Here is an 11,951-nt window from a genome sequence, read left to right on the forward strand (position 1 = left end):
CGCAGGCGACGCCGGCGCCGCTCACAGCGGGGGTTCCAGCCGCGCGATCGCCCGCAGTGCGCGCGGGGTGAACCGGGACATGAGGTGGGCGCCGCGGGCCTCGGGGGTGACGGGCACGACCGCCTGGTTGCGTACGACGGCGCGACGGATCGCGTCGGCGACCTTCTCCGGCGGGTAGTTGCGCAGGCCGTACAGCCGTGCCGTGCGCTTCTGCCGCCGCTTCTCCTCCTCGGCGTCCACGCCCGCGAAGCGCGCGGTCGAGGTGATGTTGGTGTTGACGAAGCCGGGGCAGATCGCGCTCACGCCGATGCCCCGGCCGGCGAGTTCGGCGCGCAGGCACTCGCTGAGCATGAGCACGGCGGCCTTGGAGGTGCTGTAGGCGGGCAGCGCCTTGGAGGGCTGGTAGGCCGCCGCGGAGGCGGTGTTGACGATGTGGCCGCCCTGTCCGCGCTCGGCCATCTGCCTGCCGAAGAGCCGGCAGCCGTGGATGACGCCCCACAGGTTGACGTCGAGGACCTTCTTCCAGTCCTCCGGTGTGGTGTCGAAGAACGAACCGCCCAGGCCGATACCGGCGTTGTTCACCAGCACGTCGAGCACGCCGTACTGGGTGGCGACCTTGTCGGCGAGCTTCTCCATGGCCTGCTCGTCGGAGACGTCGACGGTCTCCGGCCAGGCCTCGGGGGCGCCGATCAGCCGGGACAGCTCGGCGGTGCGGGCGGCGGACTCGGCGTCCCGGTCGACGGCGATGACGCGCGCGCCGGCCTCGGCGAAGGCGAACGCCGTGGCCCGGCCGATGCCGCTGCCCGCGCCGGTGACCAGGACGAGCTGTCCGCCGAAGCGGTCGGCGTACTTGCCGGTGGGCTTCACCGGCTCGGGCCTGCCGTCCTCGACCGACCGCACGAACTCGGTGATCCAGGCGGTCAGTTGGTCGGGCCGGGTGCGGGGTATCCAGTGCTTGGCCGGAAGGGTGCGGCGGGTCAGCCGGGGGACCCAGCGGTCCAGGTCGTCGTAGAGCCGCTCCGAGAGGAAGGCGTCGTCGAGGGGCGTGATGAGCTGCACGGGCGCGTGTGCGTGGGCGTCGGGGCGCGGGTGGCGCAGCCGCGCGCGGACGTTGTCGCGGTACAGCCAGGCGCCGTGTGCCGCGTCCTGAGGGAGCGAGGAGGTCGGGTAGTCGCCGCCGGGGACCTTCTCGACGCGCTCCAGGATGCGCGGCCAGCGCTTGCCGAGGGGGCCGCGCCAGGCCAGTTCGGGCAGCACGGGTGTGTGCAGGGCGTACACGTACCAGGACTTGGCGCCCTGGCCGAGGAGCTGGCCGACGCGGCGCGGGGTGGGCTTCCTCAGGCGCTGGTCGATCCAGTGGCCGAAGTGGTCCAGGCAGGGTCCGGACATGGAGGTGAAGGAGGCGATGCGGCCCTCGGTGCGGGCGACGGTGACGAACTCCCAGGACTGCACGGAACCCCAGTCGTGCCCGACCAGGTGCACGGGCCGGCCCGGGCTGACCGCGTCGATCACGGCCAGGAAGTCGTCCGTGAGCTTCTCCAGGGTGAAGCCGCCACGCAGGGGCTTCGGGGCCGTCGACCGGCCGTGTCCCCGGACGTCGTACAGGACGACGTGGAAGTGTTCCGCGAGCCGGCCGGCGACCTCGGACCACACCTCCTTGCTGTCCGGGTAGCCGTGCACCAGCACCACCGTCGGCTGTCCCGCGTCCCCCAGCTCGGCGACGCACAACTCGATCCCGCCGGTCCGCACCCGGCGCTCTCGCGCACCCTTCAGCACTGTCACATCTCCTTCGCCCAGCGCCGCACGTGCGGCAGGTCGTCGTCCAGCCAGAAGGCGCTCTCCTCGGGGTCCCCGGAGTCGGTGACGACGAGGATCTCCTCGAACTTCGCGCCGGTGCCCCGGAATCCGAGGTGGGGTTCGACCGCCCACAGGCCCGGCCGCGGCGGGTGGTCGGAGAAGCGGTACGGCGACCACAGCGGGGACCAGCCCTCGCGGTGGCCGTGCAGCGCGTCGCTCGCGAGCCCCTTCAGGGACTGTGCGCCGAAGCCGAACAGGTGGGGGGAGAAGCGGCGCTGCTTCACCCGGTCCACCTTGTGGGCGATGACGCCGAAGGGGTAGGCGCGGTGCCGGTTGGCGTATCCCTGCCGGACCATGAGGCGGTCCACGTCCTCGTAGATCGTCCGCAAGGGGCGCCGCTCGCGCACCTCGCGCAGGATCAGGTCGCGGTGTGCCTCCAGGTCGGCCATGAGCCGCTCCTGCACCGGGTTGGCGCCGAGCGAGCCGGAGTAGCCGATGTCCGCGGTGCAGCCGTCGAGGACCGGGGCCATGTCGAGGATGAAGGGCATCCCCGGCTCCAGCCGGCGGTCGGTGGGGAAGAACTGGAGCGGGACGCGGAAGTTCACGAACGCCGTGCGGTCCCCGAACCAGGCGAAGGGGAGGTGGAACCAGTCCCGCACGCCCCGCTCGCGCAGCCACGCCCGTTGCATGCGGGCCGCCTCGCGCTCGGTCACGCCCGGCCGCAGCTGGGCGGCGACCGCCTCGGCGCACTCGTAGGCGAGGCGCTGTACCTCGCGGAACCCGCGCAGCCTTGCGGAGAGTTCACCTGACCATGCCGTCGTCATGCCACCGCCACTCCCGTCCGCGACTGCGGTACGTGCTCGTAACTTGACACTGGCGAATGTGACAGTTGTTAGAGGCTGCGTCAATAGGCGGGCTTCGGCCTGTGGACAACTCTCCGTGCCGTGTCACTGTGCGTAGCTCTCAAGTAGGGGGTACCCCTACGGTCCCGTACGTCTGGAGGCTGAGGCGAAGACAGCTCTGCGGGCTGACGTGTGCCGTGGTCCACGTCACTATCGTCGAACCTGTGACTGTGATCGCGACCGAAAGCCTGAGCAAGCGGTTCCCCCGGGTGACCGCGCTTGACCGGCTCTCCGTCGACGTCGGACCCGGTGTGACCGGGCTCGTCGGAGCCAACGGAGCCGGCAAGTCGACCTTGATCAAGATTCTGCTGGGTCTGTCCCCCGCCTCGGAGGGCCGTGCCGAAGTGCTCGGGCTCGACGTCGCGACCAAGGGCGCGGCCATCCGTGAGCGGGTCGGCTACATGCCGGAGCACGACTGCCTGCCGCCGGACGTCTCGGCGACCGAGTTCGTCGTCCACATGGCCCGCATGTCCGGGCTGCCGCCGACGGCCGCCCGTGAGCGCACGGCGGACACGCTGCGTCACGTCGGTCTGTACGAGGAGCGCTACCGCCCCATCGGCGGCTACTCGACCGGCATGAAGCAGCGCGTGAAGCTCGCGCAGGCCCTCGTCCACGACCCGCAGCTGGTCTTCCTGGACGAGCCGACCAACGGCCTGGACCCGGTCGGCCGCGACGAGATGCTCGGGCTGATCCGCCGCATCCACACGGACTTCGGCATCTCGGTCCTGGTCACCTCCCACCTGCTGGGAGAGCTGGAGCGCACCTGCGACCACGTCGTGATCATCGACGGCGGCAAGCTCCTGCGTTCCAGCTCCACCACGGACTTCACCCAGACCACGACCACCATCGCCGTCGAGGTCACCGACACCGACGAGCATCCGGACGGCACGCGTGCGATGCGCGAGGCGCTCCACGCGCGCGGGGTGAGCGTCGAGGCGGGCAGCGGCCTGCCGGGCGCCGGCCACATCCTGCTGCTGACCGCACAGGGCGAGGAGACCTACGACCTCGTGCGGGACCTCGTCGCCGACCTCGGCCTCGGCCTGGTCCGCATGGAGCAGCGCCGGCACCACATCTCGGAGGTCTTCACCAGCGAGGACGAGCAGCGGAAGGAGGCGGCCGTCCATGGCGGTTGAGCAGCCCATGCCGACAGCGCCGGGTGACCAGACCCGCATCCACAACATCGGCTACCGCAACTACGACGGCCCCCGGCTGGGCCGTTCCTACGCGACCCGCTCCCTGTACTCGCAGTCCCTGCGCGGCGCCTACGGCCTCGGACGCTCCATCAAGTCCAAGGTCCTGCCGATGCTGCTGTTCGTGGTGATGTGCGTGCCCGCGGCCATCATGGTCGCCGTCGCGGTCGCCACCAAGGCCAAGGACCTGCCGGTCGACTACACGCGCTACGCGATCATCATGCAGGCCGTCATCAGTTTGTACGTCGCCTCCCAGGCGCCCCAGTCGGTCTCGCGGGACCTGCGCTTCAAGACCGTCCCGCTGTACTTCTCCCGGCCGATCGAGACCGCCGACTACGTCCGCGCCAAGTTCGCGGCGCTGGCCTCGGCGCTGTTCATCCTCACCGCGGCCCCGCTGATCGTGCTCTACGTGGGCGCGCTGCTGGCCAAGCTGGACTTCGCCGACCAGACCAAGGGATTCGGTCAGGGACTGGTCTCCGTGGCGCTGCTCTCGCTGCTCTTCGCCGGCATCGGCCTGGTCATCGCCTCGGTCACGCCGCGCCGCGGCTTCGGCATCGCGGCCGTGATCGCCGTGCTGACCATCTCCTACGGCGCGGTCTCCACGCTGCAGGCGATCGCCGACGCCCAGGGCAGCTCGAGCGCCGTCCCCTGGATCGGCCTCTTCTCGCCCGTCACGCTGATCGACGGGGTCCAGTCGGCCTTCCTCGGCGCGAGCTCGGCGTTCCCGGGCGCGGTCGGTCCCACGCACGCCGAGGGCGTGGTGTACGTCCTGGTCGTCCTGGGCCTGATCGCCGCCGCCTACGGCCTCCTGCTGCGCCGCTACAAGAAGGTGGGATTGTGACCACGCTCAGCATCGACCACGTCTCCCGCTGGTTCGGCAACGTGGTCGCCGTCAACGACATCACCATGACCATCGGCCCCGGCGTCACCGGCCTGCTCGGCCCGAACGGCGCCGGCAAGTCCACCCTGATCAACATGATGGGCGGCTTCCTGGCCCCCTCCACCGGCTCCGTTACCCTCGACGGTCAGCAGGTGTGGCGCAACGAGGCGATCTACAAGCACATCGGCGTCGTCCCCGAGCGCGAGGCGATGTACGACTTCCTCACCGGCCGTGAATTCGTCGTCGCCAACGCGGAGTTGCACGGTCTGGGCGCCAAGGCGGCCCAGAAGGCGCTGGCCACGGTCGAGATGGAGTACGCGCAGGACCGCAAGATCTCCACGTACTCCAAGGGCATGCGCCAGCGCGTGAAGATGGCCTCCGCCCTGGTCCACGACCCCTCGCTGCTGCTGCTGGACGAGCCCTTCAACGGCATGGACCCGCGCCAGCGCATGCAGCTCATGGACCTGCTGCGCCGCATGGGCGACGAGGGCCGCACGGTGCTGTTCTCGTCCCACATCCTCGAAGAGGTCGAGCAGCTCGCCTGGCACATCGAGGTGGTCGTGGCCGGACGGCACGCGGCCAGCGGCGACTTCCGCAAGATCCGCCGCCTGATGACCGACCGCCCGCACCGCTACCTGGTGCGCTCCAGCGACGACCGCGCGCTCGCGGCGGCGCTGATCGCCGACCCGTCGACGTCCGGCATCGAAGTCGACCTCGCCGAGGGCGCGTTGCGCATCCAGGCCGTCGACTTCGGCCGTTTCACCGTGCTGTTGCCGCGGGTCGCCCGCGACCACGGCATCCGGCTGCTGACGGTCTCGCCGTCCGACGAGTCGCTCGAGTCCGTGTTCTCTTACCTGGTCGCGGCGTAGGAGGCCGAAGATGTACGACCCCACAGTCGCCCGACTCACCTACCGGGCCCTGCTCGGCCGCCGGCGGGCCCTCATCCTGGGCGCGCTGCCGCTGCTGCTGATCGTGATCTCCGTGATCGTGCGCGCTCTCGTCGGAGCCGACGACCAGACGGCGGCGGACCTGCTGGGCAGCCTCGCGCTCGCCACCATGGTGCCGATCATCGGTGTCATCGCCGGGACCGGCGCGATCGGCCCGGAGATCGACGACGGCTCGGTGGTGTACCTGCTGTCCAAGCCGATCAAACGGCCGACGATCATCTTCACCAAGCTGATCGTGGCCATCGCCGTGACCATGGTCTTCTCGGCTCTGCCCACGCTGATCGCCGGGTTCGTCCTCAACGGCAACGGCCAGCAGATCGCCGTCGCCTACACGGTGGCCGCCCTGGTGTCGTCCATCGCGTACGCGGCGCTGTTCCTGCTGCTGGGCACGGTGTCCCGGCACGCGGTCGTCTTCGGTCTCGTCTACGCGCTGGTCTGGGAGGCCCTGTTCGGCTCCCTGGTGCCCGGCGCGCGCACCCTCAGCGTCCAGCAGTGGTCGCTGGCCGTCGCCCACAAGGTGGCCGGCGGTGACCTGGTGACCTCGGACGTCGGGCTGACCACGGCGACGGTGTTCCTGGTCGCGGTGACGGTCCTGGCCACCTGGTACGCGGGGCAGAAGCTGCGCTCGCTGACGCTGGCGGGCGAGGAGTAGACGCCGCTTTTACTGACGGAGACCTCACCCCTGCCCGGGCAGACTGGGCAGGAGGGAAGGCCGGGCTGAGAGGAAAGGCGATGGCAGACGACTGGGACGACCTGGTCCTGGACGAGGACTTCATCCGGTCCGCCGGGACCGCCGAGCCCTCAGCCCGCGCCCGTATGCTCGCCGCCCGCTGGCGCGCCGAGGAGCCGGAGCCGCAGCCGTGGCGCTCCGACGAGCCGCCGGCGGGCTGGTTCTTCAGCAAGGCCCGGCGCCGCAAGTGGCGGCGCCGGTAGCCCGATCCTCGGCCCCGTTTAATCAGTGGCGCCCAACGCGGCGTACAGGCACGATGGTTGTGTCCACACCGCCGGAAACCGTGCACAGGCACGGCGACTTCGGTGCCACGTTCTGGGAGAGGAGCCGGGCGATGTCCATGCACGACAGTACGTCCAGCTCCCGTCAGGGCAGTCCGGTGAGGACTCCGGTGTAGTTACCCACCGTCGAGTCACCCCCAGGAACTGTCCGGGGCGGCCGCTTCGAGCACGCGATGTCGCTCTCGCGTGGGCCGCCCACCCGGAGGATTGGCCGAGTGGTAAGGCACTGGCTTGCGCTGTGTTCGATTCAAAGCAAGTCATGGTCGGGCCTGGAAAGCCCGCGCACGTTCGATCCGTGCATCCTCCGCAGAAGGCGGCCGGCCACGACCGCCGGCTCAGCCCAGCAACCGCTCCAGCACCACCGCGATGCCGTCCTCCTCGTTGGAGGCCGTCACCTCGTCCGCGACCGCCTTCAGCTCCTGGTGCGCGTTGGCCATCGCCACGCCCCGGGCCGCCCACGCGAACATCGGGATGTCGTTCGGCATGTCGCCGAAGGCGATGGTCTGCGCCGCCTTCACCCCGAGCCTGCGGGCCGCCAGCGACAGCCCCGTCGCCTTCGACAGGCCGAGCGGCAGCAGTTCCACGATGCCCGCGCCCGCCATGGCGACGGTGACGAAGCCGCCCGCGGCCCGGCGGGCCGCCTCGGCCAGCTCGTCGTCGGTGAGCGCCGGATGCTGTATGTAGATCTTGTTCAGCGGGGCGGCCCACAGGTCCGCCGCGTCCGTGAAGGGGACCGCGGGCAGCGAGCCGGTGACCGCGTAGCCCGGCCCCACCAGCACGTCGCCGTCCAGTCCGTCCCGGCTGGCCGCCAGGTGCAGGGGGCCGACCTCCGCCTCGATCTTGGCCAGGGCGACGCCCGCCAGCTGCCGGTCCAGTGTCACGGACGTCAGCAGCCGGTGCTCCTTGGCGTCGTAGACCTGTGCGCCCTGACCGCAGACGGCGAGGCCGTCGTAGCCGAGGTCGTCGAGGATGTGCCGGGTCCACGGCGCGCCGCGGCCGGTGACGACGATGTGCGCGGCGCCCGCCGCGGCGGCCGCGGCGAGGGCGTCACGGGTGCGGCGCGAGACCGACTCGTCGGAGCGCAGCAGCGTTCCGTCGAGGTCGGTCGCGACGAGCCGGTAGGGGAAGTCGGTCACTTGGCGGCCGGCTCCAGGACCTCCCGGCCGCCCAGGTACGGGCGCAGCACCGGGGGCACGTACACGGAGCCGTCGGCCTGCTGGTGGTTCTCCAGGATCGCCACGATCGTGCGCGGTACGGCGCACAGTGTGCCGTTGAGCGTCGCCAGCGGCTTGACCTGCTTGCCGTCGCGGAAGCGGATCGACAGGCGGCGGGACTGGAACTCGGTGCAGTCCGAGGTCGACGTCAGCTCGCGGTACTTGCCCTGCGTCGGGATCCACGCCTCGCAGTCGAACTTGCGGGCGGCCGAGGAGCCGAGGTCGCCGGTGGCCACGTCGATGACGCGGAACGGCAGCTCCAGCGAGGTCAGCCACTCCTTCTCCCACTGCAGCAGGCGCTGGTGCTCGGCCTGCGAGTCCTCCGGGACGACGTAGGAGAACATCTCCACCTTGTCGAACTGGTGGACGCGGAAGATGCCCCGGGTGTCCTTGCCGTGCGAGCCGGCCTCGCGGCGGAAGCACGGCGAGAAGCCGGCGTAGCGCAGCGGCAGGCGGTCGGCGTCGAGGATCTCGTCCATGTGGTACGCGGCGAGGGGGACCTCGGAGGTGCCGACGAGGTAGAGGTCGTCGGCGTCGAGGCGGTAGACGTCCTGGGCCGCCTGGCCGAGGAAGCCGGTGCCCGCCATCGACTGGGGGCGCACCAGGGCGGGCGTCAGCATGGGCGTGAAGCCGGCCGCGGTGGCCTGGGCGATCGCGGCATTGACGAGCGCCAGCTCCAGCAGGGCGCCGATGCCGGTGAGGAAGTAGAAGCGGGAGCCGGAGACCTTGGCGCCGCGCTCGACGTCGATCGCGCCGAGCAGCGTGCCGAGCTCCAGGTGGTCCTTGGGCTCGAAGCCCTCGGCGCCGAAGTCGCGGATCGTGCCGTGCGTCTCGAGGGTGACGAAGTCCTCCTCGCCGCCGACGGGCACGTCGGGGTGGACGAGGTTGCCGAGCCGGAGCAGCAGCTCCTGGGTCTCGGCGTCGGCCGCGTCGCGCTCGGCGTCGGCGGCCTTGACGTCGGCGGCGAGCTGGCCGGCCTTCTTCAGCAGCTCGGCCTTCTCGTCACCCGTGGCCTTGGGGATCAGCTTGCCGAGCTGCTTCTGCTCGGCACGCAGCTCGTCGAAGCGGACGCCGGAGGACCTGCGCCGCTCGTCGGCAGACAGGAGGGAGTCGACGAGCGCGACGTCCTCTCCACGGGCGCGCTGGGACGCGCGCACACGGTCGGGGTCCTCACGAAGCAGGCGAAGGTCAATCACGTGGTCAAGGCTACCGGTGCGGGGATACGCCTCACGACTCCATTCCCCTCCGTTCCGAATCGCGTTCTACGTTCGGTTACGCGGCACATGCGAGGTGTGTCAATAAAAGGCGCCCCCTCCCCGGGGCGGGTCAGGTGACAGGCGCGGGGTTGACCCGATTCCCTTGTGCCGTAAGGGACTTGGGCGGTGGTTGTCCACAGCGGTCCACACCGTCCGGAAAGTTATCCACAGGCTGTGTGGATGATCTGTGGATTGCGGAATTGATCACTCCGAAACATGGCCGTGAACCGGAGGATTCCCAGGACAAACCTCGCTCACCCGCACTTTCGAGTGGAAACCGGTCGCCCCAAAGGATTGCGCAAAGGAAAAGAGTGGACGAAGGGTGATGTGCGCGGTGGTGAACCCGGGAGCGCTCCAGGGGCCGATTTGTCGACCGACTGACACGTTCTTGTCGACTTGTCCCCAGGTCGAGAAGCCAACCTGTGGATAACTCCTGTGGATAACGAAAATCTGCAGGTAAGACCGCGGTCACGGCCGGGCGGAGCCGGGCAGGGCCGCTCAGAACCTGCCGTCCTGGCAGCGCCCCACCCAGTCCGACGCCGCCACGAACTCCTCGTCCGACGTCCCCAGCCGCGGTGCGCTCACGTTCTCGACGCCCGCGTCGGCACGCGGGTAGGAGCCGAGGAACCGCACCTCGAGGCAGATCCGCTTGAGCCCCATGAGGGCCTCGGCCACCCGGCGGTCGGAGATATGGCCCTCGGCGTCGATGCAGAAGCAGTAGTTGCCGATGCCCGCGCCGGTCGGGCGGGACTGCAGCAGCATCAGGTTGATGCCGCGGGTGGCGAACTCGCCCAGCAGATCGCGCAGCCCACCGGGGTGGTCGTCGCGCTGCCACAGTACGACGGACGTCTTGTCCGCGCCGGTCGGCGCCGCGGGCCGGGCGGGCCGGCCGACGAGCACGAAACGGGTCTGCGCGTTCTCGGCGTCGTGGATGCCGGTCTCCAGGGCCTCGAGGCCGTAGCGGGCGGCGGCGAACTCGCCCGCGAAGGCGGCGTCGTACTGCCCCTCCTGGACCAGGCGGGCGGCATCCGCGTTCGAGGCGGCCGACTCCCAGTGGACGTCCGGGAGGTTCTTCCTGAGCCAGTTGCGCACCTGCGGCTGGGCGGCCGGGTGCGCGGAGACCGTCTTGATGTCCGACAGCTCGGTGCCCGGCCTGACCAGCAGCGCGAAGGTGATCGACAGCAGCACCTCGCGGTAGATCATCAGCGGCGCGCCCGCGACCAGCTCGTCGAGGGTGGTGGTGATCCCGCCCTCGACGGAGTTCTCGATCGGCACGAACGCGGCCTCGGCCTCACCGGTGCGGACCGCGTCGAGTGCGGACTGCACCGACACGTACGGGATCAGCTCCCGCGTGGCCGCCTCGGGAAGCGTGCGCAGGGCGACCTCGGTGAAGGTGCCTTCGGGGCCGAGATAGGCGTAGCTCGCTGGCATGCCTTCACCCTAATGGCCCCAAAGCGGCCCGGCTCACCCTTCCAGCAGCCGCTGTCCCACGTACTCGCCCTTCGCCGCCCCGCCCGGTACCGCGAACAGTCCGCTCGCCTCGTGCCGGATGTACTTCGACAGGGCGTCACCGCGGTCGAGCTTGCGCTGCAGGGGGACGAAGCCGCGCAGCGGGTCCGCCTGCCAGCACACGAACAGCAGCCCCGCGTCCGGCGCCCCGTCGGCGTCGATGCCGTCGTGGTAGGAGAACGGGCGCCGCAGGATGGCCGCCCCGCCGTTCTGGTCGGGCCGGCTGATCCGGGCGTGGGCGTTGAGGGGGACCACGAGATCGCCCTTGGCGTCGGTCTTCTCCAGGTCCATCGCGGTCGTCTCGGAGCCGCCGGACAGCGGGGCGCCGTTGGACTTCCGGCGCCCGATGACGTTCTCCTGAGCGGTGAGCGAGAGCTTCTCCCAGTCGTCGAGCAGCATGCGGATACGGCGTACGACGGCGTAGGAGCCGTTCGCCATCCAGGCCGGGTCGCCGGAGCCGGAGGCGGGCACGAAGATCCGCTGGTCGAAGTCGGCGTCCGCCGGCTTGGGATTGCGGGTGCCGTCGAGCTGGCCCATGAGGTTGCGTGCCGTCATGGGGTGGGCGGTGGCACCCGGCGTGCGGTTGAAGCCGTTCATCTGCCAGCGGACCTTCGCCGCGCTGCCCGCGTCCTTCTGGATCGCGCGCAGGGCGTGGAAGGCGACGAGGGCGTCGTCGGCGCCGATCTGCACCCACAGGTCGCCGTCGCTGCGGGCCTTGTCGAGGTGGTCGGAGGAGAAGTCGGGCAGCGGGTCGAGGGAGGCCGGGCGCTGCTTCTCCAGGCCGGTGCGGGAGAAGAAGCTGTGCCCGAAGCCGAAGGTGACGGTCAGCGAGGACGGCCCGGCGTCCCGCGCCACGTACGTGTCGTCGCTCGACGCGGACTCACCGGCCATCAGCCGTTCGGCCGTCGCGGACCAGCGGCGCAGCAGCGCGGCGGCCTCCTTGCGCCCGGCGCCCGGCGCCAGGTCGAAGGCGACGAGGTGGCCCTTGGCCTGCAGGCCGTCGGTGATGCCCGGCTGATGTTTCCCGTGAAACATTGCCATGTCCGCGCCGAGAGAGCTCAGCGGAGCGGCCTGGGAGGGCGCGGCGGCGTATCCCACGGCGGCGCCCGCCGCGCCGAGCACGAGGCCGGTGGCGCCGGCGGTGCCGAGCAGGGCGCGGCGCGAGACGCCGGGCGAGGAGGAGGTCTCCGGTGAGGCACCCGTGGGGGCGGTGGCCTGCGGAAGGGACTGTTCGGGCATGGTGCG

At 70.6% G+C, this 11,951-nt stretch carries 11 protein-coding genes and 1 tRNA gene; 6 read left to right on the forward strand and 6 right to left on the reverse strand.

Features of this window, described 5'->3' with window-relative positions:
• Positions 1-21 precede the first annotated feature (21 nt).
• Entirely contained in the window at positions 22-1,782 is a 1,761-nt protein-coding gene (locus tag M8J74_RS07390) for an SDR family oxidoreductase (protein WP_249835636.1), read from the reverse strand.
• Entirely contained in the window at positions 1,779-2,621 is an 843-nt protein-coding gene (locus tag M8J74_RS07395; protein ID WP_249835637.1) for a M24 family metallopeptidase, read from the reverse strand. The genes M8J74_RS07390 and M8J74_RS07395 overlap by 4 nt, the downstream gene beginning before the upstream one ends.
• 248 nt (positions 2,622-2,869) lie before the next feature.
• Here M8J74_RS07395 and M8J74_RS07400 point away from each other — a divergent pair, with 248 nt between their 5' ends.
• From M8J74_RS07400 to M8J74_RS07425, 6 genes are all read left to right on the forward strand, one after another.
• Complete coding sequence (locus M8J74_RS07400) at positions 2,870-3,832, forward strand: ABC transporter ATP-binding protein (RefSeq protein ID WP_249835682.1); 963 nt, start codon at positions 2,870-2,872, stop codon at positions 3,830-3,832.
• On the forward strand, positions 3,822-4,730 hold the full coding sequence (locus M8J74_RS07405; protein WP_249835638.1) for an ABC transporter permease subunit: 909 nt from the start codon (positions 3,822-3,824) through the stop codon (positions 4,728-4,730). The genes M8J74_RS07400 and M8J74_RS07405 overlap by 11 nt, the downstream gene beginning before the upstream one ends.
• On the forward strand, positions 4,727-5,638 hold the full coding sequence (locus M8J74_RS07410) for an ABC transporter ATP-binding protein (RefSeq protein WP_249835639.1): 912 nt from the start codon (positions 4,727-4,729) through the stop codon (positions 5,636-5,638). Before M8J74_RS07405 ends, M8J74_RS07410 begins: the two co-directional genes overlap by 4 nt.
• A 10-nt stretch (positions 5,639-5,648) precedes the next feature.
• Positions 5,649-6,368: an ABC transporter permease subunit gene (locus M8J74_RS07415; RefSeq protein WP_058924357.1), complete on the forward strand. Its 720-nt coding sequence runs from the start codon at positions 5,649-5,651 to the stop codon at positions 6,366-6,368.
• 80 nt (positions 6,369-6,448) lie between these two features.
• Positions 6,449-6,649, forward strand: coding sequence for an SGM_3592 family protein (locus M8J74_RS07420; RefSeq protein ID WP_058924358.1), 201 nt, complete (start codon positions 6,449-6,451; stop codon positions 6,647-6,649).
• Positions 6,650-6,928: 279 nt separating this feature from the next.
• Positions 6,929-7,034: transfer RNA gene (locus M8J74_RS07425), tRNA-OTHER, on the forward strand.
• A gap of 28 nt (positions 7,035-7,062) precedes the next feature.
• Here M8J74_RS07425 and M8J74_RS07430 read toward each other — a convergent pair.
• The 4 genes from M8J74_RS07430 to efeB all read right to left on the reverse strand — a co-directional run bounded on the left by M8J74_RS07430 (position 7,063) and on the right by efeB (position 11,945).
• Positions 7,063-7,863 carry an HAD family hydrolase gene (locus M8J74_RS07430; RefSeq protein ID WP_249835640.1) on the reverse strand — a complete coding sequence of 267 codons (801 nt, stop codon included), beginning with the start codon at positions 7,861-7,863 and terminating at the stop codon, positions 7,063-7,065.
• Entirely contained in the window at positions 7,860-9,137 is a 1,278-nt protein-coding gene (gene serS, locus M8J74_RS07435; protein WP_249835641.1) for a serine--tRNA ligase, read from the reverse strand. The genes M8J74_RS07430 and serS overlap by 4 nt, the downstream gene beginning before the upstream one ends.
• A gap of 558 nt (positions 9,138-9,695) precedes the next feature.
• A complete protein-coding gene (pheA, locus tag M8J74_RS07440) occupies positions 9,696-10,628 on the reverse strand; it encodes a prephenate dehydratase (RefSeq protein ID WP_249835642.1) in 933 nt (310 codons plus the stop codon).
• A gap of 33 nt (positions 10,629-10,661) precedes the next feature.
• Positions 10,662-11,945, reverse strand: coding sequence for an iron uptake transporter deferrochelatase/peroxidase subunit (gene efeB / locus M8J74_RS07445; protein ID WP_249835643.1), 1,284 nt, complete (start codon positions 11,943-11,945; stop codon positions 10,662-10,664).
• Between the last annotated feature and the right edge of the window lie 6 nt (positions 11,946-11,951).

It is taken from the genome of Streptomyces panaciradicis (assembly GCF_023516615.1).
Lineage (GTDB): Bacteria > Actinomycetota > Actinomycetes > Streptomycetales > Streptomycetaceae > Streptomyces > Streptomyces panaciradicis.

Excerpts from the sequence above, each read along its gene's own strand:
- M8J74_RS07395 (WP_249835637.1), bottom strand. The coding sequence starts at position 2,621 with ATGACGACGGCATGGTCAGGTGAACTCTCCGCAAGGCTGCGCGGGTTC.
- M8J74_RS07415 (WP_058924357.1), top strand. The coding sequence starts at position 5,649 with ATGTACGACCCCACAGTCGCCCGACTCACCTACCGGGCCCTGCTCGGC.
- efeB (WP_249835643.1), bottom strand. The coding sequence starts at position 11,945 with ATGCCCGAACAGTCCCTTCCGCAGGCCACCGCCCCCACGGGTGCCTCA.
- M8J74_RS07420 (WP_058924358.1), top strand. The coding sequence starts at position 6,449 with ATGGCAGACGACTGGGACGACCTGGTCCTGGACGAGGACTTCATCCGG.
- pheA (WP_249835642.1), bottom strand. The coding sequence starts at position 10,628 with ATGCCAGCGAGCTACGCCTATCTCGGCCCCGAAGGCACCTTCACCGAG.
- M8J74_RS07405 (WP_249835638.1), top strand. The coding sequence starts at position 3,822 with ATGGCGGTTGAGCAGCCCATGCCGACAGCGCCGGGTGACCAGACCCGC.